The sequence below is a fragment of the Skermanella sp. genome (assembly GCF_059503625.1).
Window position 1 is genome coordinate 1 of the sequence record NZ_JCACHA010000599.1, and the last position, 17,786, is coordinate 17,786.

The window sequence follows — 17,786 nt, forward strand, 5'->3', positions numbered from 1 at the left end:
CCGTTTAGATGCATCCAGAACCCGCACCACAAAATCCCGGGACCAAACATCTAGCTGTCCACCATGGCCGCATGGCAAAAGATCGGGTCCGACGGGATACCCGGCAACCGGAGGGCGGGGGCGTGCGGGGCAAGCAGGTTGTCCCTCAACGGGGAAGCCAGCGGCCGGCATGGGGTCCACCTTGAGGCGGTATCTTGCAAGAGCTACGGCTTGGGCAGACGTGTCTACGCCAGCCTGATCGAGCCACCAAGCGGAGCGCGCGGTCCCCATTGGAGCTCACCAACCCCGGGCCGGAAGTATCAGCCATATCCATCGATCCTCTGCGGCCGCCCTCTCGGGCGAGGGTTTCATCCGCAAGGATTGCCCGGGCAGGAAGCCCTGCGTCCGGATGCAGGCGCTTGCGGCGACCGTGGCGAACTACTCCTTGCCTTCGGCGCCTCGGCCATGGTCGGAATTCCGAAGCACCGCGGACCGGTCCCGAGCATCCTTGAGGCAGTGGGGTACAGGGCCGCGGCCACTCTGATTGTGGGCGTCACGCTCTTCGCCGCTCCAACCTTCGGGCAGAGGCACCTTTTGCCCCAAATTGCGCTGACGGGTGCGGCACTCGCTGTCCGGGTCTTGGTCGACAGGCTGTTCGGTCGCTGCTGAACGCGGTTTTTGGTCGACGCGCTCGACGCTTCGGCTAGCCTGCTGGAATCGTCCCCCTTGGCCGGGACTGTAGCGAAACCATCTCCGCCTCGGCTTGGCGGCAAAGCGGCAGGGGGGCGGCATGGCGGCAGAGGGCGGTGGGGTTGAGCTTGGAGCGGCCGTGGCCCTCCTGGCAGCGGGCGTGGCTGCGGTGCCCGTGTTCCGGAGGCTCCGGCTCGGCTCGGTGCTTGGCTATCTGGCGGCCGGGGTGGCCGTGGGGCCATTCGGCTTCGGCGTCCTTTCCGACCCGGAGGCCGCCCTGCACATCGCCGAGCTCGGGGTGGTGCTCTTTCTCTTCCTGATCGGGCTCGAGATGCGCCCGGCCAAGCTTTGGGCGCTGCGCGGCGCCATCTTCGGCCTCGGCCTCGCCCAAGTGCTTACCTGCGTCGCCCTCCTGACCGGGGTCGCCATGCTGTTCGGGGTGGCGCCGGTTGTGGCCGTCATCGCCGCCTCCGGTTTCGTGCTCTCCTCGACGGCGGTCATCATGCAGATGATGGACGAACGGGGTGAGACGGCGACCCCTGCCGGGCAGCGCGCGGTTTCCATCCTGCTTCTCGAGGATCTCGCCATCGTGCCATTGCTGGCCCTGGTGGCGCTCCTCGCCTCTGCCACCGGGGCGCAGGTGGATGACGGGCGGCCTGCTTGGCTGTCGGTCGCCATTGCCGTGGCTACCATTGCCGTGGTGGTCGGGGCAGGGCGATGGTTGCTCGACCCGTTCTTCCGACTACTCGCGAAGTCCGGCGCACGCGAGGTGATGACGGCGGCTGCCTTGCTCGTCGTCCTCGGCGCGGCGCTTTTCATGCAGTGGGGCGGGCTGTCCATGGCCATGGGTGCGTTCCTCGCGGGCGTCCTGCTCTCGGAGTCCACCTTCCGCCACCAGCTCGAGGCCGATATCGAGCCCTTCCGCGGCATCCTGCTTGGCCTGTTCTTCCTGAGCGTGGGCATGTCGCTCGACCTCACGGTGGTCATCGCGGCCTGGTCCGTCGTTCTCGGCGGCGTGGTGCTGTTCATGGCGGTGAAGTCCCTCGGCATCTATGGCATCGCCCGGCTGTTCCAGGCGGACCACGACGAGGCCCTGCACCGGGCAGCGACCTTCGCTCAGGGTGGCGAGTTCGCCTTCGTTCTCTACGGCGCCGCGCTCGCAGCCGGACTGTTCGACGCAGAGACGGCGGCCATGATGACCGCGATCGTCATCCTGTCCATGGCGCTGACGCCCCTCATCGTCATCGGGGCCGACCGCCTCATCCCAAGCAAGGCGGCAGCCCTTGACGGGGTCGACATGGCGGAGGGCCTGCATGCGCGGGTCCTCGTCATCGGCTTCGGGCGCTTCGCTCAGGTGGTTAGCCAGCCGCTGCTCGCACATCGCTTCGACGTGTCGCTCATCGAGACCGACGTGGAGATGATCCAGGCCGCGGCCGATTTCGGGTTCAAGGTGTACTACGGCGATGGAACGCGGCTCGACGTGCTGCGCGCCTCGGGCGCCGCGGAGGCCGAGGCCATCCTGGTCTGCGTGGACAAGCCCGAGACGGCGGATCGCATCGTGGAGCTTTGCCAGGCGGAGTTCCCGCTGGCCAGGCTCTACGTCCGGGCCTTCGACCGCGGCCATGTGCTCCGGCTTGTCGAGGCGGGCGTGGAGTACCAAATCCGCGAGACCTTTGAGTCCGCGCTGGTCTTCGGGCACGCGGTCCTTGTCGGCCTGGGCGTCGAGGATGACGAGGCAGCGGAGACGATGCAGGACGTCCGTCGCCGCGACGGGAAGCGCCTGGAGATGCAGATCATCGGCGGCATCAAGGCAGGGAGGGCGCTGATCCGGGGCAACATGGTGACGCCGGAGCCCGCGCCACTGACCGCTCCGCAGCGCAAGGGCAAGGCCCTCAACCCCGACGCTGCGGCCGCAATCGGGGAGGACGGCCGCCAGGAAACAGCCGATGCCCGTTGAACCTGCGGCAATCTCGGCTACAGAGCGGTTTCCGTTCGACCTGGCTCACGAAACCCGCTCTCGCCTGTTGCTTGGTCGAGCAAACCACTCCGATCAGGTGATCCCACCCGATCAAAGTTTGCTCCAGCATCAGGCTGGAGTTCGGCATCGTACTTGAGCGCGTACGCCATCTCTTCAGGTAGCCGCAGGGCTGCGATGCGCTCTGGCGGCCCCGAGCCGCGGTGCCGACAGCCTCTTCAGTCGCCGCCGTGATCCGCCCCCGGCGCTGACAGGACACCTGTCGAGGCACGGTAGGTGTCGGTCAACATGCCCACAAAGCCCCAGTTCTCCTCGGCGATCTCCTGAATCACGATGTGGATGTGCTCCGGGCGCTTGCCGAGGACGCGGACGAGCGTATCCGTGAATTCCCCGACGAGCGCTTCCTTGTCCCTCCGGCTCAGCCCGGCTGTCACCTGCACGTTCACATAAGGCATCGTCGTATTCCTCCCTCGGCCCCGCATCGGCGCGGCGTCGCCTAGAACGTCGGCAATTCTCGCGCCGCGGCCCACCCAGGGACATCCCGTGCAGACCCCGGCACTGTTCACGTCCGGGCGATGGAAGCACCGCCATCCACCACCATAGCGGTGCCGGTCGTGAACGACGAGGCGTCGGAGGCGAGGTAGAGCGCCCTTCGCACCAGTTCCTCTGACGTGGCCACGCGCTTGAGGGCGTGCAGCCTCGTGATGAAGGCCTGCGTCTCGTCGCTGCCGTTCATCTCGCGGTACACGGGCGTGTCCACCGCGCCCGGCAGCAGCGAGTTCACGCGCACCTTGCACAAACCAAACTCGGCGGCCAGGGCTTGGGTCAGCCCGATCAGCCCGGACGTTCCCACGGCATAGGCCGCGACCCCGGGGAAGCCGGCCGTGTGGCCGACGAAGGTCGCGGTGAAGATCACGCTGCCGCCGCCACGGTCGAGCATGAGCGGAATTTGGTGCTTCGCGTCAAGGAAGCCGCTGATCAGGTTCAGCTCGACCGAATTGGCGAACTCGGCGGCAGCAATTTCGACGACCGGGTCTATCTGGCCGAGTCCACCAGCATTGCAGAAGGCGATGTCGAGGCCGCCGAAGCGGGATGGACGTCTCCGGCTCCTCTTTCAGGCCGTTGGAGACGACGTCGTGACAGCGTATCGCGGCCATCGGCGTGGTGCTGACCGCAACGAACACGATCAAGGCGGAGCTCGCCCGAGACTGATCCACTCCGCATGGCCAGCGGCTCATCAGGCTGCTGTTTTCGGACGTGGCACCCTAATTTGGCATTGCTTGGCGGGCGCGTGTCGGTCTGGTGGGGCTTTGTATGGTCCTGCCAGCTGCCGGTCGCCCTATTGCAGACGCCGGATCAGCGACAGGGACAGGGCGAGCCGGCCGCATTCCTACTCGACCCGGGCTGGTGAACCGCCCATCTCGGCGTCCACGAGCAGCGCGGGCTGGCCGACATGATTTCAAGGTCACCCGTACGGCTCCGGCCCGTCGTAAGCATCGGCCGCCGCCACTTGCGGGATGCGTCTTTGGACAAGACAGATTGGCATCGCGGCAACCGCTTCATCCTCCAGCCTGCGGCCGGTATCCCCCTGCCCAACCAGGGCGTGCGAACCCGCCACCCACCGGGAGATCTGTCGACACCTCCTGCGCGCGCCGCAGGTGGGGTGAGGCCTGGACATCGCGTCTTTCGCCCGGCTTGGTCAGCGCGCGCCGAGTAGATCGCGCCTTCAGCGCATCAGCGCGTTGGGGAGCCAGGTGATCAGCCCAGGAAAGATCATCATGAGGGCCAGCGCGAGTGCCTGCATCGCCACGAAGGGACCAACTGAGCGATAGATGTCTCCCATCGTCACATTTGGCGGCGCTACGCTGCGCAAGTAGAATAAGTTGAAGCCGAAAGGCGGGGTGAGAAACGCCATCTCCATGTTCACGACGAACAGCACGCCAAGCCAAACCGGGTCGAACCCAAGCTGGGTTGCAATCGGGAAGAAGAGCGGCGCGGTGAGAATCATGATGCCGATGGGATCGAGGAAGCATCCCATGACGATCCAGATCACCTGCATGCCGATCAACACGCCCCACCTGCCGCCGGGTAGCAGCGACAGCGCGTCGCGGACCAGCTGGTCGGCGCCTACTGCTGCGTAAAGTGACGTGAAGATCGCAGCCGCAAAGACAATCCACATGACCATGCAGCTCAGCCGCAGCGTGATCGTGCAGGATTCGTAGACGGCAGGCCAGGTCAGCCGCCCCCTCACGAGTGCACAGAGCATCGCACCGAAGGCTCCGAGGCCGGCTGCCTCGCTCGGCGTTGCAGCGCCAGCGATGATGCTGCCGAGAACCACCCCAACCAGCAGGATCGGCAAGATGACGGAGCGCAAGGCCAGGAGCTTTTCAGGGAAGCTCGCGCGCTCATGCTCCGGGACCGCCGGGCCGAGATCTGGCCAGATGGCAGACACGACCAGAATGTAGATGATGAACAGGGCGACGAGCACTAGGCCCGCGGAGATCCCACCCATGAACAGCATCCCCACCGAAGTGTTGGTGTAGAGGCCGAGCACGATCATGAGAACGCTGGGCGGGATCAGCACGCCGAGCGCACCGCCGGCCGCGATGCAGCCAAGGCTGATTCCCTTATCGTAGTTGTGGCTCAGCATCGACGGCAGCGCCACCAGCCCCATTGTCACGGTGGCGGCGCCGCTGACGCCCACGAGCGCGGCGAAGATGGTGCAGACCAGGACGGTGCCGACGGCCAGGCCGCCGCGGACTGCGCCGAGCCATTTTTGCATCATCATGTAGAGATCACTGGCGATCCCGGAGCGCTCGAGCATCGCCCCCATGAAGATGAACATCGGAATCGCCAGAAGGACGAAGCTGGTGGCCGAGCTGAAGGTGCGGATGCCGACGGCGTAGAGCGCGTCCGGCCCCCACAGAAAGTAGGTGCCGATGACCGCGGAGCCACCGAGCGAGAAGACCAGTGGAACGCCGGCCACCATCAGGAGTAGGAAGGATCCGAAAAGGAGGACTGTGATGAGTTCGATGCTCACAACGCCGGCTCCTCTTCCGACATACCCTTGGGCTCGGGAAGCAGCACCTGCCCCGTAAAGGCCATGTGGAGGTCGCGCACCAGCTTGGCGATAGCCTGAAGCAGGATCAGCGCCGCGCCGACCGGCAGGACGAGGTAGACGGGAAACAGCGACGGGCTCCAGTCCGAACTGGCGCGTTGTCCGGTCTCCCAGGCCTCATAGGTCATCACCGCGGTTTCGCGCAGCAGCACGGCACAGTAGATGATAACGAAGCCGGCGGTCAGAACGTCAAGCGTTGCCTGCGCGCGCGGGCTGAGCCGTGCATAGACGATATCCATCGCAACATGGTCGCGGTGCAGCAGCGTGTAGCCGCCGCCGAGCAGGATGTATCCGGCGAAGACATAGCCGACGAGCTCGTTGCTCCAGGTGGTGGGGGCCTGCAGCACGTAGCGCTGGAACACCTCCCAGACGACCATCCCGATCAGGCCAAGGATGGACAAAGCCGTCACACGCCCGATGGCACCGTTCAGCGCCTCGATCGCCTGGACGATCAGCCGGTAGGCTTTCATCGCATCATCCTTGGGAAGGTCCCTTGCCCAGCACGGGGCGGCCCCGGAGAGCCGCACCGGATGGCCGGTGCGGCAGGGCCTTGGGATGGTCAGCCGCGATCAGATCTCGGCAGGGCGCAGTCCAAGGGTGTCACGCGTCTCGGCGATGATCTTGAGCACGCGCTGGGTGTCCTCATCCTTCCCGGCCATGCGATCGAGCGCCTCGCTCGAGATCTTCCTCATCGCAACGAGATCCTCCGCCGGGAGGGAAGAGAACTTAACCCCCGCCTGCCGCATCACGGCTACAGCCTTTGCGCTGTTGATTGTCGAAGTCGTGGCACGCTCGACCGCGTAGATGCGGGTCGCCAGGTTCATCACCGCCTTCAGGTCGTCCGGCAGGCGGTTGTAGGCCCGCATGCTCATGAACTGGTCCTCCATGTCGAACTTGATAATGGAGGGACCGAGATAGAACTTGGCAACCTCGTGCAGCTTCACCGCCACGAAGCCGTCCGGCGAGCCCCAGTTGGAAGCGTCGATGACACCGGTAGACATGGCGGTGTACTGCTCCTCGCCAGGGACCGTGACGATGCTGGCTCCTTGCGACTTCCAGATCTCGGCTCCCAAGCCGAAGCTGCGGATCTTGAGGCCGCTGAAGTCGGAGAGCCGCCTCAGCTCCCGCCGCGACATCGTGGCACCCCATTCATCGGAATAGACGGGCCCGAGAAAATGCACGTTGTGCTTGGCGAAGGCCGCGCGGACGATATTGATCAAATCGGTTTCGTGCCAAAGATAGTCGTAGTGGTCGAGGGCGGAGAATGCGAAGGGAATGCCCCAGGTCCAAAGCGTGAAGGGGATTTTCCCCCTCCAGTAAACCTGCGCACCATAGCCGATGTCGACGACACCCTTGCCCACTGCGTCCAGCATCTCGAAGGTCGGCACCAGCGCGCCTGGTGGAAAAGCCTGGATCTGGATCCGCCCATTGGAGAGATCGGACACGCGCTTTATGTAGCGGGGCACCAGGACGTCCCACTCGGTCGTGCCCGGCCCAAGGAAGGACTGCATGCGGAAGCGGAATTCAGCCCGCTGTGCCCGTGCGCCTGTCGGGAGGCTGGCCACCGCAGCAAGCGTCGCGCCTGTCAAGCCCGCGCGGACGATGTGCCGTCGGCGGATTGCCGCGCCGCCGATCTCGTGGACAATGCGATCATTCTTGTCGCGATCGATCATGGAACCCTCGGACGTTTCCTGCCTCAACCAACCCAAGGCGTGCAAAAGGGCAAGCAGTATTCCCGCGAGCCAATTGCTGCCGCACTTCCAGGCCACGGGAATGAAGATCCCCGTTGATTCGTGTTTGTTGGCGTTGAGACTAAGCTGGCCGCGACGCAAGCGCAACCGTCGCCGGCAGGAGCGGCTGAAGCTGTCCCTTCTCCGTCGGAAGCTCAGCGCGTTCGACCTTCAGCAGGTGGCGGCCAAGGGCCTTTCACCGGTCGCGCCCTCGCCCCGACTGTTGGTGAGCCTGCGCGGGCACAACGGTTGGTTTGCCGGCAAACGCCGGGTCCATCCCTCCCCCGGCTTGCCCGGCTAACCTATATCAGCAGGAATGAGGCGCGGGTCATCCGGTCGAAGTCTGCGGCGCAGTCGCGGAAAAGGCTGGGCCGTCAATAGCGGCGAGGCCAGGCGGGTACCGACCGCGGCAGCCATTGCGCCCCGCTCCCGCATGCGATCAAGGACATGCTGGTACATCGCAGCCTCGATACCTCTGCCTGCCTGTACGGAGTGCACGGCGTTCACCCGATCGCCCATGCTCGCCTGGGTGCATGGCGACGGATACGACGGTAGAATTGCTTTCGCGGTCACTCGCGCAGGGCGCCGCGAATGCGCAAGCGGAGCTCGGCCGCCGCGTCCGCGACGGTGCGGCCCGCAGTGTCCAGCACGAGCCGCGGCTCGTCCCAGGCCTCGTACTCGTGCCTCTGCACGCTGTCCCAACTCGGTGGGACTAGGCCGAGTATGTCGCTTCCGCGCGCCTCCACCCTCCGGCGGTGCTCGGCGGGGTCGGAGCAGACGATCTCGATCTCGACAATGGGCGAGGACGTCGCTTGCGCCACCGCTCGCCAGGCGGCGCGTGTCACGGCCAGCGGGTTGACGCAGTCCGTCACCACGCTTTGGCCGTGGCGGAGATTGGTTTCGGCCAGGGCATAAGCGACCATGTAACCGAATGGCCCGACATCGCCCTTCAGCATACCCGACGAGCGCAGCGCCTGTTCGATGGTGTCGATGCGCAGGTAGGTCGCGCGCCACTCCCGGGCGAGCTGGGTTGCGAGCGTTGTCTTGCCGGTTCCCGGCAACCCGCCGAACGCGATCAGCATGACGGCAACCTCCGGCCCGATCGTGGATCTTGTTGTAGTCCTTAGGCCACATTCGGCCGCCATGCGAGGAACCGTGTGGAGCCCGCAGGTGAAGTTCCTTATCGCGCATGCCGAACCCAGCTTCGGCGGGGCAGCGGATGGTGGCTCTCTGGTTTGGTTGGGCGGGACACGAGCATAACCCGTGAAGATGCGGCAGCGGCCTCAACGTCCTCCGGCGTAGCCGCGCAGGCGCGCATAGGTCGCCCGCTGCTCCGGCTCGAGCGCGTCGCGCATGGCGATGTGCGTGACTAGGTGCACCTCGCGGAGCCTGCCGCTCAATGCGCCGATCGAGGCAGTCAGGACCGCAAGGCTCGCCGCCTCCGCAGCCTCGGTCGCGAATATTCGGTCGAGTTCCTCCTCCATCGCCACGATCCGGGCGCCGAGGATCCGGGCCTCGCCGGCCATGCGGTCGCGCAAGGCCTCCGTCGTCGCCCGCTGAGCAGGGGTCAGGCGCAGAGCCTCCGCGTGCTCCAGCACGTGCATGGGCCCCGGATAGCCATTCAGTTCTGCCGCAAGAGCGAGGCTCATGCCTCGTCCCTCAAGAAGAGCCGTTGTGTTTTCCTCGGACAATGCTTTGGTCCGGCGCCCCTCCAGACCCGCATAGGGTTGCGTCGAGGCACCGCCTTGTCCGGCGCCGTGGTGATGGTGTCCCCGGTGCGACCCCGCGTGCTGGGCTGAAGCAGGCAGCGCGAGGCCGAGGGCCAGGGCGGCAATCAGTTGTGCGGTTGAAGAGGTCATGACGGAAGCGGGTAGTGCGGAACCAAACGCGCCTAGTATGATTGCGGTCACATGGACGCTGATTTCCTCCAAGCGCTGCCTCCCGGCCAGGACCGCCGCCTCGCCCATGGCGAGGCGCTGTTCCACACCGGCGACGCCGCCCTCGGCCTCGTCCTTGTGCGCAAGGGGGTGCTGGAACTCGTCCGCACCTCGCCCGAAGGGCGCCGCCTCATTCTCCACCGGGCCGGACCGGGCGGGACCTTCGCCGAGGCCAGCCTGTTCGAGAGCCACCATCATTGCGACGCTGTCGCCACCGTCCCGAGCCTCGTGACGGTGCATTCGGCCGCCGAACTGCGCCAAGCAGCCGAGGCCGAGCCGGGGCTCGCATGGCGCGTCGCCGCGCATCTCGCGGCTCGGCTCGTCGCCGAGCGTGCTCGCGCCGAGCGCCTCGCCATGCCGCATGCCGCCGACCGGCTGCTCGACGTGCTGCACGCGCTCCCACCCGAACCCAACGGCACCCGCCGCCTTGGGCGGTCCTGGAAGTCGCTCGCAGCCGAACTCGGTCTCTCCCACGAGGCGACCTACCGGGCGCTCGCCCGGCTGGAGCGCGCGGGCCTGCTGCAGCGTGAGGGCGGCGATCGCGTGCGGCTTCCCGCCAAGGCCGAGGCATGAAGCTCATCCAGCCCCGGCCCACGGACGAGGTAGGTGGCGCATCTGGCGACCTCGGCACCCTGCTGCCGATCCCGCTCGGTACCGTCGCCGTGACCGGCATGCCCGCAGATGGCATGCCAATGAGCTGCGGTGCCTTCCGCCTCGAGATCGGGCCGTTGCGGCGTGAGTACGTGGCCGATCCCGGGCCCGGTCTTGCAGATCCGCACGATGTCATCCACCACAGGGCCCGCCAGCCCCAACCGTCCCGCGCGGTCCACGGTCCGGAAGCGGATGGACGCCAGCGGCCGCAGACGATCGCTGCCATTCGAGGCACAATCATGCTGCATACCTGGCGCGGTTGTGGAGGAGAGGATCATCAAGACTTGGAACGAGACGCCGGCTGCCGCACTTCCCTTCCGGGAGCGGTCCGGGAATCAGCAGCCGTCAGCTACATGGCCCGAGCTCCAGATTAGATCCTGTTAACAGGAGAACGGAGTAGTGCAAGCGTTCCCGTCGGGTACTTGAGCGTAGACGACCAGCTGCAGGGTGCTGCCACACGATGTTCGTAAGCGGCGACAGGGCACGCCGGCATGGATCTGGAAGAATGAGAGGATAGGCAGATGGCAGAGCAGCCGCGTCAACAAGGCGAGTACGAGCAGTATGCCGAAGATGCCGCACCCGGCCTGCGCTCAGCCGCGCTGGTCTGGGGCCTGCGTGCCCTTGGGCTCGGTGCGGCGGCTCTGGTCTGGATCGCCATGGCGGGCGCGGAGGGGCTGTCCTCCGACGCGCGCTGGGTGGCCGCGATCGCTACGCTCATGGCAGTGTGGTGGATGACCGAGGCGGTTCCGCTGTCGGCCACGTCGCTCCTGCCGATCGTGCTGCTGCCGATGCTGACGCAGCGGACCGTCGCGGAGGCGACCGCGCCCTACGCCAGTCCCATCGTCTTCCTGTTCCTCGGCGGCTTCCTGATCGCCATTGCGATGGAGAAGTGGAACCTGCACCGGCGCGTCGCACTCCTCACCCTGCGCCGGGTCGGGGTCGAGCCGACCCGGATCGTGCTCGGGCTGATGCTGGCAACCGGCTTCATGTCCATGTGGGTTTCGAACACCGCGACGACGCTGATGATGCTACCGATCGGCCTCTCCGTACTGGCCCTCGTCGTGGAGCGGCGCGGCGGGCCTGCGGCCCCCGGGCATGATCATCGTAGGCATGACCATCATAGGCCTGGCCAGGTCGACGTCATCCACGATGAGAACATCAAGCGGTTTGGCGTCTGCCTCCTCCTGGCGATTGCCTGGTCGGCGACCATGGGCGGTCTCGGCACCCTCCTCGGCAGCCCGCCCAATGCCATCGTCGCCGGCTACGCCGCAGCCGAGCTCGGGCGCACCATCGGGTTCTTCGAGTGGATGATGGTCGGCCTGCCGCTCGCTCTCGTCTTCATCCTGATCGGCTGGGTGCTGATGACACGCGTACTCTACCCGTTCGATGTCGCCGAGGTTCCAGGTGGGCGTCAGATGATCGAGGACGAAATCACCAAGCTTGGCCCTCTGAGCCAGGGCGAAAAGATGGTGCTGGCCGTGTTCGCCTCAGCGGCCTTCCTCTGGGTTGTTCCGGGGGTCCTCGCCAGCATTCCCGGCATGGGTGAGCAATTAGGGCCGCTCGGCCAGCTTAACGACACCGCCATCGCCGTCGCCGCCGGCATCGCCATGTTCGTCCTGCCCGGACGCGGGCGAACAGAGATGGTCCTGACCTGGAAGGATGCAGAGGACGGCTTGCCCTGGGGCGTGCTGCTGCTTTTCGGTGGCGGACTCAGCCTTGCCGGTGCTGTCGCCGCCTCGGGGCTCGACAAGTGGTTCGGCCAGCAGGTCGTCGGGCTCGGGACGCTGCCGATCGTGCTCCTTGTGGCTGCCGTCTGCGCAATCGTCCTCTTCCTCACGGAGGTGACCAGCAATACCGCGACTGCTGCGACATTCATTCCCGTGCTTGGCGGTGTGGCTGCCGGCATCGGCGCCGATCCAATGACGCTGCTGATCCCGGCAGCCTTCGCCGCGACCTGCGCCTTTATGCTGCCCGTCGGCACGCCGCCCAACGCCATCGTCTTCGGGACCGGCGCCGTCACGATTGCGCAAATGGCGCGTGGTGGCTTCGTGCTGAACATGGTCGGCATCGTGCTGATTACAGGCGCCTGCTACCTCCTCGGCGGCTTCGCCCTCGGGCTAAGGTTCTGAGGACTGCATCTTGCAGCGCCGTCAGCGGTACCGGCTCCGTCAGGCTTGGCGCCGTTCCCGCCGATGGGCAGCCCATCCAACCGAGGACATCGCTCCCACACCTGGGTTGGGCCACACCTCCAACCCAAAAGTGTTTAGCGCTAGCCAGAAAATTCAACGTTTAAGCTATTTCGCCGATGACCTGTCTGCGGTGCCTATCCCACGCGATTGACCGCGCTTGGCGGGCTGGTGCCGGTGTCTTTATGACTGGCAGGCTACCCCGTCAGCTTTCGCTTGGACATCCACTCGGGATGTCAAAGAAGCTCGTCGGACAGATTACTGTTGGCTTCCGCGGGCAGCCTCCTCGAGCAGCCAGTCGCGGAAGGCCGTGATCGTCGGGTCCTCCGCGTCCTGCGGGCGGCACACCACGTAATACGCAAGTTCGCAGGCAAGCGCAGGCTCGAACGGGCGAGTGAGCCGTTGCTCTGCTAGGTCCTGCGCGACAAGGGTGGTACGGCCGAGAGCCACGCCGCCTCCAGAAATCGCCATGCGAAACGCGGCCGCGGAATCATCGATGCGCACTCCACGTTCAGCCCCTGTCGTGGCGAGGCCGGCGCGCTCGTACCAATCACGCCAACCCGGAAATCTTGGCTCCGAGGGCATCGACGTATCGTGGATGAGCTGGTGGTGGCGCAAGTCTGCCGGCGAGACGAGCGGATGTCGCCCCTTGAGCAGCGAGGGGCTGCAAACCGGGAAGAACAGGTCGGCAGCGAACCTCGTCGCCACGAGGCCCGGCCAGACGCCGCGCCCGTAGCGGATACCGACATCGACCGGCTCGGTGGCGAAGTCCACCAGGCTGGTACGCGTGTCGACCCGAAGTTCGCACCCTGGGTGGGCGCGGCCGAAGGTCTCGAGGCGAGGCAGCAACCATTTATCAGCGAAGGCCATCGGCACCGTTACGGTGAGCGTCTGTCGTTTCCTGGCCAACCGCAGGCAGTCCATGGCCGCCGACAGATGCCCGAACCCCGCCCGCAGGTCGGGCAGCGCGGCTCTCGCAGCCTCCGTCAGGATCAGCCGGGCCGGGCCGGACTGGGCGCGGTGGAACAACTCGACGCCGAGGACTTGCTCAAGCCGCCGGACGAGCTGGCCGACCGCAGCGGGCGTGACATTCAGCTCCTCCGCGGCGAGGGCGAAACTGAGGTGGCGCGCCGCGGCGTCGAAGGCACGGAGCGCGTTGAGATGGTCAGGGCCACGCATGCCGCCAAAGATAATCTATCCTGGCTGCACAGATCATCTCGTTTGTCGCGCCCTCCCCCTGCCGTCATTCTTCTCGTCACGGAACGCGCGCTCCGGCTTCGCAACATACTGAAGTCAGGAGAATTTCCATGAAACTCAATGGCAAGATTGCCCTCGTCACCGGCGGTACGTCCGGCATCGGCCTCGCCGCTGCGGCCTTGTTCCGCGCCGAGGGGGCGCAGGTCGTCGTGGTCGGCAACGACCGGGACCGACTCGCTAGTGCGGCGTCCATGATCGGTCCAGACACCCTCGCCCTCGGGGCCGACCTGCGGCAACCGGCCGAGATCGGCCGGGTGATCGAGGCGATCCGCGAGCGCTTCGGCCGCCTCGATGTCGTATTCGCCAATGCCGGCCTGGGCCTGGCCGCGCCGTTCGAAGCGGTCACGGAAGCCAACATCGACGAGCAGTTCGCGGTCAACTTCAAGGGTCTCTTCTTTACCGTGCAAAAGGCAGTGCCGCTGATGGGCAAGGGCGGCAGCGTCGTGTTGACCACGTCCTTCCTCAATGCGGTCGGCGTGCCGGGCCTGTCGATCCTCTCGGCCACTAAGGCGGCGGTGCGCTCGCTGGCCAGGTCTCTGGGCGCCGAGCTGGCGCCGCGCGGCATCCGGGTTAACGCGGTGAGCCCCGGCCCGACCAGTACGCCCTTCGCCGGCAAGATGGGCCTGAGCCAAGCGGAACTGAAAGCCATGGCGGAGGGCGTCGAGGCCCAGGTCCCGCTGCAGCGCTTCGGCGAAGCGGAGGAGGTTGCGCGCGCGGCGCTGTTCCTGGCCAGCCCCGACAGCTCCTACGTCACCGGCGCGGAACTCGTCGTCGATGGCGGGCTGTCCCAGATCTAGGCCGGGCCGCAAGGCCTGAACCCGGCAATACGGTCAGGCATGGCCCGCGCCGAGATGGCCTCATCCCTGTCCGACCCTCGCCACTATCCTGCCGACGGCGCTGCCCCAGCAGGCATCGCCACAGAAACCAAAAGGAGAAGCACGATGAACAAGCTCGCCAAAACACTCACCGCAGTCGCAGCGGGCACCCTTCTCGTCACGGGCGCCCTGGCCCAGAGCGCGAGCGAGATTCGTGGCGCCTCGCCCTACGCCACCATCCAAAACGAACCCTCGCCGCGGCTGATTGTCGATCCGCCGCTGCCCGGGCCACTTGCCCTTGGCATCTTCCAGGCCCAGTACCGGGTCGAGAACCTGCGGATCGTGCCCGTATTCGGACCTGGCGCCCTCACCGTCTCGCCACGCATCGGGCATCTGCACATCACCGTCGACGACCTGCCCTGGTGGTGGGCGGATGCGAGCGACAGCAACACGGTCGACGTGGCCGGGCTTCCGCCTGGTGAGCACAAGGTCAAGATCGAGCTGGTCGACGCCAACCACACCGTCTTTCCAGGGCAAGTGGTGACGCTGTCCTTCACGGTGCCGCCTAGGGCCCAGGCCAACCATCACGGGCATACCGCCAACTAGGATGAGTGCAAGCAGCTCAATGCCGCTCGCGGCCGGGCTGCATAGGAACTCGGACGAACTCCGTCAGAAACCTTGATTTCCTGTTTGAGGAGAAGAACCATGACAACCACCGTCAATACGGCCACCAACCGGGCGCCGGACATGAAGCTCGAGGTCATCGTCATCCCTGTGTCGGACGTCGATCGCGCCAAGCGGTTCTACGGCGGGCTGGGCTGGAGGCTTGATGCGGATTTCGCCTCTGGCAGCGACTGGCGTGCGGTGCAGTTCACGCCGCCCGGCTCCGGCGCTTCGGTCATATTCGGCACGAACCTCACCGCGGCAGCGCCCGGCTCCGCCCAGGGTCTCTACCTCGTCGTCTCCGACATCGAGGCGGCCCGCGCGGAGCTGCTCAGCCGCGGCGTCGATGTCACCAAAACCTTTCACAGCGCCGACGACGCCTATACGGGCACCGATGAGCCGTATCTCTTCGGGCGCAGCCGGATCGCCGGGCCGGATCCGGAGCACCGCAGCTACCGCTCGCATGCGGCCTTCACCGATCCGGACGGCAATGGTTGGCTCCTGCAGGAGGTCACCACGCGCCTCCCGGGCCGCGTGGAGGCGGAGACCACCTTCGCCTCCGTGACCGACCTTGCGGCTGCGCTCCGCCGCGCGGCGGCGGCGCATGGCGAACACGAGGAGCGGACCGGCGTGCACGACGCTGACTGGCCCGACTGGTACGCCGGGTACATCGTCAGCGAGCAAGCCGGAAAGCCGCTGCCCCGCTGAGGCCGCGGTGGCAGCTCCGTCACCAGTGACGGTCCGCCGACGGCCGGCGGACCGGCCGCTGCCAGAAACCGGCCGTCGAGCAAATCCCATGAGCAACCGCATTCTCGTGTTCTACGGTTCCTATCGGTCCGATCGGGTGGGGATCCGCCTCGCCGAATTCGTGGTCGACCGGCTGAGGCGTCGCGGCGACGATGCCGAGTTGATCGACGCAAAGGCCATCAACCTTCCGATGCTCGACCGGATGTACAAGGAATATCCGAAGGGCGAAGCTCCGGCGGCTCTCGAGCAGCTGGCGGACAAGATCCGCAGCGCCGACGGCTTCATCTTCGTAACCGGCGAGTACAACTGGGGCGTCCAACCCGGACTCAAGAATCTTACCGACCATTTCCTTGAGGAGTGGTTCTGGCGGCCCGGCGCGATCGTGAGTTATTCGGCCGGCCGCCTGGCAGGCGCACGGGCCGCTACCGCGTGGCACGGCACGCTTTCCGAGATGGGCATGATTGTTGTCTCGAGCACGATCGCGGTCGGCCCCATCGGGCAAACCCTGTCGCTGGAAGGCGAGCCGACCGGCGAGAGCGGCCAGGCGCTGGAGCGTGCATTCCCACGCTTCGCCGACGATCTCGCCTGGTGGGCTGACGCAGCGAAGGCCCAGCGGCAGCGAAGGCAGCCGCCGTACTGACTACCGACACGTCGAGCCCGGCGACAAGGGCCGTCCGGGCGACCTTGAAGCAAAGGAGTCCGTCATGCGCCCCGACATCATCCCAGGAGCCGCCTTTCCCGACTATGAGTTAGCTGACCATACCGGCAAGCGTCGGAAGCTCTCTGACCTACAAGGGCAGCATCCCTTGGTCCTCGTGCTCAGCCGCGGCGGTTTCTGCCCAAAGGACCGCCGGCAACATGAAGGCCTGGTCCAACTCCACCGAGAGCTCGAGGTCAGCTATTGCCGGCTCGTCACCATCAGCACCGACAGCATCGTGGAGACCAACGAGTTCAGGACCGGTTTGGGGGCCCATTGGACCTTTCTATCCGACACACGGCGTGTGGTTCAAAAAGACCTCGACATCGCCGAGTACACCGACCCAGTCCACAACCCCATGATCCCACATACGCTGGTGCTTGAGCCCAATCTGATCATCCATAAAATTTACATGGGCTACTGGTACTTCGGGCGCCCGACGGTGGAGGAACTGCGCCAGGATTTGCGTGCCACCCTCAAGAAATGCCGGCCAGATTGGGACATCGGCACGCCCGACTTAAAGGCAGCGTGGCGGGATGGAAAAAAGGAGCTCTTTTACCCCTATGGCAAACGCTACGCGCAGACGATTGGCGAACAAGATTAGCTGCTAAATGAAAGCCAGACCATGCTGGACTTATCGCACATGATCGCTGTGTGCAGACGGTCCGGATATACATCATGGCTGCCGCTCGAGCGCCGCTCGCCAGCTGAGTTGGGTCGCAAGGCAACCCAAAGAGCCTCTGGTCCCACCCCGCTTCCATAGCCCCCTGATCAGCTGAGGCTTCGAGAAGTGGTGTCGGACATAAGGACACCTGCGGCTTGGGGGTTGTCGGCGGCGGTCTGCGCTGGGACGCGGCTGGCCAGCGTGCCGGCCACATACTCCGCATGCAGGGCAGTCAGCGTTTCAGAGTTTGCTGCAACTGATCCGAGCTTGCTTCAACTTGTTCACTGACTGTGTGGAAAAGCGGATCATTACGAAGTGCGTTGGAAAGGCGCAATCTTTCAGGCTGAGGCGCGCTTGTCAGGTCTCGCGTTAGACTCCGCTTGAGAATGGTTAGGGGTGAGCGACGCGGCGGAGCAGAAGCGCGCCGAGGCTGACGCGGATCATGGTTTCGCCGAGGTCGCAGCGGCGCTCGTAGTCGCGGATGAGGCGGCGCCAGCGCATCATCCAGCCGAAGGTTCACTCTACAATCCATCGCTTTGGTGGCCACGACGGATGAACCAACCCGGGTTTGTCGGCTGCCCCAACTGTTGGGAGGATGGGGCCATGACGAAGGAGACGTCGAACGCAGGAGATCTCCTGGCGCAGCAAGGCAGCCAGGAACTCGAGGGCGGAGAAGC

The 17,786-nt window shown here is 65.7% G+C and carries 17 protein-coding genes and 1 pseudogene; 9 read left to right on the forward strand and 9 right to left on the reverse strand.

The window, feature by feature from the left end; all coding sequences use genetic code 11:
- Window positions 1-769: 769 nt before the first annotated feature.
- Window positions 770-2,626, forward strand: a complete 1,857-nt coding sequence (locus AC5JJ6_RS15910; protein WP_496042993.1) for a monovalent cation:proton antiporter-2 (CPA2) family protein — start codon at window positions 770-772, stop codon at window positions 2,624-2,626.
- A 236-nt stretch (window positions 2,627-2,862) separates the two neighbouring features.
- Here the strand turns inward: AC5JJ6_RS15910 and AC5JJ6_RS15915 are convergent, their stop codons facing one another.
- The 5 genes from AC5JJ6_RS15915 to dctP all read right to left on the reverse strand — a co-directional run bounded on the left by AC5JJ6_RS15915 (window position 2,863) and on the right by dctP (window position 7,435).
- Window positions 2,863-3,126 carry a tautomerase family protein gene (locus tag AC5JJ6_RS15915; RefSeq protein WP_496043008.1) on the reverse strand — a complete coding sequence of 88 codons (264 nt, stop codon included), beginning with the start codon at window positions 3,124-3,126 and terminating at the stop codon, window positions 2,863-2,865.
- Window positions 3,127-3,206: 80 nt separating this feature from the next.
- The gene (locus AC5JJ6_RS15920; protein WP_496043009.1) at window positions 3,207-3,716 is read right to left on the reverse strand and encodes an SDR family oxidoreductase; all 510 of its coding nucleotides are present in this window, start codon (window positions 3,714-3,716) and stop codon (window positions 3,207-3,209) included.
- A 654-nt stretch (window positions 3,717-4,370) separates the two neighbouring features.
- The gene (locus tag AC5JJ6_RS15925; RefSeq protein WP_496042994.1) at window positions 4,371-5,684 is read right to left on the reverse strand and encodes a TRAP transporter large permease; all 1,314 of its coding nucleotides are present in this window, start codon (window positions 5,682-5,684) and stop codon (window positions 4,371-4,373) included.
- Window positions 5,681-6,232: a TRAP transporter small permease subunit gene (locus tag AC5JJ6_RS15930; RefSeq protein ID WP_496042995.1), complete on the reverse strand. Its 552-nt coding sequence runs from the start codon at window positions 6,230-6,232 to the stop codon at window positions 5,681-5,683. Before AC5JJ6_RS15930 ends, AC5JJ6_RS15925 begins: the two co-directional genes overlap by 4 nt.
- 99 nt (window positions 6,233-6,331) lie before the next feature.
- Window positions 6,332-7,435 carry a TRAP transporter substrate-binding protein DctP gene (gene dctP / locus AC5JJ6_RS15935; RefSeq protein ID WP_496042996.1) on the reverse strand — a complete coding sequence of 368 codons (1,104 nt, stop codon included), beginning with the start codon at window positions 7,433-7,435 and terminating at the stop codon, window positions 6,332-6,334.
- Between dctP and AC5JJ6_RS15940 the strand changes: the two genes are divergently transcribed.
- Entirely contained in the window at window positions 7,434-7,793 is a 360-nt protein-coding gene (locus AC5JJ6_RS15940) for a hypothetical protein (RefSeq protein WP_496042997.1), read from the forward strand. The genes dctP and AC5JJ6_RS15940 overlap by 2 nt on opposite strands.
- A gap of 268 nt (window positions 7,794-8,061) precedes the next feature.
- Here AC5JJ6_RS15940 and AC5JJ6_RS15945 read toward each other — a convergent pair whose 3' ends face one another.
- Window positions 8,062-8,574 (reverse strand): P-loop nucleotide/nucleoside kinase family protein, encoded by a 513-nt coding sequence (locus AC5JJ6_RS15945; protein WP_496042998.1) that lies wholly within the window; start codon window positions 8,572-8,574, stop codon window positions 8,062-8,064.
- A 201-nt stretch (window positions 8,575-8,775) separates the two neighbouring features.
- The gene (locus tag AC5JJ6_RS15950) at window positions 8,776-9,141 is read right to left on the reverse strand and encodes a Spy/CpxP family protein refolding chaperone (RefSeq protein ID WP_496042999.1); all 366 of its coding nucleotides are present in this window, start codon (window positions 9,139-9,141) and stop codon (window positions 8,776-8,778) included.
- 261 nt (window positions 9,142-9,402) lie between these two features.
- On the opposite strand from AC5JJ6_RS15950, the gene AC5JJ6_RS15955 reads away from it, so the two are divergent.
- Window positions 9,403-10,002, forward strand: a complete 600-nt coding sequence (locus AC5JJ6_RS15955; protein ID WP_496043000.1) for a Crp/Fnr family transcriptional regulator — start codon at window positions 9,403-9,405, stop codon at window positions 10,000-10,002.
- Window positions 10,003-10,601: 599 nt separating this feature from the next.
- Window positions 10,602-12,209: an SLC13 family permease gene (locus AC5JJ6_RS15960; protein ID WP_496043001.1), complete on the forward strand. Its 1,608-nt coding sequence runs from the start codon at window positions 10,602-10,604 to the stop codon at window positions 12,207-12,209.
- Window positions 12,210-12,524: 315 nt separating this feature from the next.
- Here AC5JJ6_RS15960 and gcvA read toward each other — a convergent pair whose 3' ends face one another.
- Complete coding sequence (gene gcvA / locus AC5JJ6_RS15965; RefSeq protein WP_496043002.1) at window positions 12,525-13,445, reverse strand: transcriptional regulator GcvA; 921 nt, start codon at window positions 13,443-13,445, stop codon at window positions 12,525-12,527.
- A gap of 128 nt (window positions 13,446-13,573) precedes the next feature.
- On the opposite strand from gcvA, the gene AC5JJ6_RS15970 reads away from it, so the two are divergent.
- From AC5JJ6_RS15970 to AC5JJ6_RS15990, 5 genes are all read left to right on the forward strand, one after another.
- Window positions 13,574-14,320, forward strand: a complete 747-nt coding sequence (locus tag AC5JJ6_RS15970) for an SDR family oxidoreductase (RefSeq protein WP_496043003.1) — start codon at window positions 13,574-13,576, stop codon at window positions 14,318-14,320.
- Window positions 14,321-14,464: 144 nt separating this feature from the next.
- Window positions 14,465-14,944: a DUF6130 family protein gene (locus AC5JJ6_RS15975; RefSeq protein ID WP_496043004.1), complete on the forward strand. Its 480-nt coding sequence runs from the start codon at window positions 14,465-14,467 to the stop codon at window positions 14,942-14,944.
- 99 nt (window positions 14,945-15,043) lie between these two features.
- The gene (locus AC5JJ6_RS15980; RefSeq protein WP_496043005.1) at window positions 15,044-15,709 is read left to right on the forward strand and encodes a VOC family protein; all 666 of its coding nucleotides are present in this window, start codon (window positions 15,044-15,046) and stop codon (window positions 15,707-15,709) included.
- A gap of 88 nt (window positions 15,710-15,797) precedes the next feature.
- Window positions 15,798-16,388: an NADPH-dependent FMN reductase gene (locus AC5JJ6_RS15985; protein ID WP_496043006.1), complete on the forward strand. Its 591-nt coding sequence runs from the start codon at window positions 15,798-15,800 to the stop codon at window positions 16,386-16,388.
- A gap of 64 nt (window positions 16,389-16,452) precedes the next feature.
- Complete coding sequence (locus AC5JJ6_RS15990; RefSeq protein WP_496043007.1) at window positions 16,453-17,049, forward strand: peroxiredoxin family protein; 597 nt, start codon at window positions 16,453-16,455, stop codon at window positions 17,047-17,049.
- 450 nt (window positions 17,050-17,499) lie between these two features.
- Here the strand turns inward: AC5JJ6_RS15990 and AC5JJ6_RS15995 are convergent.
- Window positions 17,500-17,649 (reverse strand): annotated as a pseudogene (locus tag AC5JJ6_RS15995) (IS5-like element ISRso1 family transposase); the annotation flags it as partial.
- Window positions 17,650-17,786: the final 137 nt, after the last annotated feature.

Excerpts from the sequence above, each read along its gene's own strand:
- AC5JJ6_RS15970 (WP_496043003.1), top strand. The coding sequence starts at position 13,574 with ATGAAACTCAATGGCAAGATTGCCCTCGTCACCGGCGGTACGTCCGGC.
- AC5JJ6_RS15945 (WP_496042998.1), bottom strand. The coding sequence starts at position 8,574 with ATGCTGATCGCGTTCGGCGGGTTGCCGGGAACCGGCAAGACAACGCTC.
- AC5JJ6_RS15950 (WP_496042999.1), bottom strand. The coding sequence starts at position 9,141 with ATGAGCCTCGCTCTTGCGGCAGAACTGAATGGCTATCCGGGGCCCATG.
- AC5JJ6_RS15975 (WP_496043004.1), top strand. The coding sequence starts at position 14,465 with ATGAACAAGCTCGCCAAAACACTCACCGCAGTCGCAGCGGGCACCCTT.
- AC5JJ6_RS15915 (WP_496043008.1), bottom strand. The coding sequence starts at position 3,126 with ATGCGGGGCCGAGGGAGGAATACGACGATGCCTTATGTGAACGTGCAG.
- AC5JJ6_RS15985 (WP_496043006.1), top strand. The coding sequence starts at position 15,798 with ATGAGCAACCGCATTCTCGTGTTCTACGGTTCCTATCGGTCCGATCGG.
- AC5JJ6_RS15980 (WP_496043005.1), top strand. The coding sequence starts at position 15,044 with ATGACAACCACCGTCAATACGGCCACCAACCGGGCGCCGGACATGAAG.
- AC5JJ6_RS15955 (WP_496043000.1), top strand. The coding sequence starts at position 9,403 with ATGGACGCTGATTTCCTCCAAGCGCTGCCTCCCGGCCAGGACCGCCGC.
- AC5JJ6_RS15940 (WP_496042997.1), top strand. The coding sequence starts at position 7,434 with ATGGAACCCTCGGACGTTTCCTGCCTCAACCAACCCAAGGCGTGCAAA.
- dctP (WP_496042996.1), bottom strand. The coding sequence starts at position 7,435 with ATGATCGATCGCGACAAGAATGATCGCATTGTCCACGAGATCGGCGGC.
- AC5JJ6_RS15990 (WP_496043007.1), top strand. The coding sequence starts at position 16,453 with ATGCGCCCCGACATCATCCCAGGAGCCGCCTTTCCCGACTATGAGTTA.
- AC5JJ6_RS15930 (WP_496042995.1), bottom strand. The coding sequence starts at position 6,232 with ATGAAAGCCTACCGGCTGATCGTCCAGGCGATCGAGGCGCTGAACGGT.
- AC5JJ6_RS15960 (WP_496043001.1), top strand. The coding sequence starts at position 10,602 with ATGGCAGAGCAGCCGCGTCAACAAGGCGAGTACGAGCAGTATGCCGAA.
- AC5JJ6_RS15910 (WP_496042993.1), top strand. The coding sequence starts at position 770 with ATGGCGGCAGAGGGCGGTGGGGTTGAGCTTGGAGCGGCCGTGGCCCTC.
- gcvA (WP_496043002.1), bottom strand. The coding sequence starts at position 13,445 with ATGCGTGGCCCTGACCATCTCAACGCGCTCCGTGCCTTCGACGCCGCG.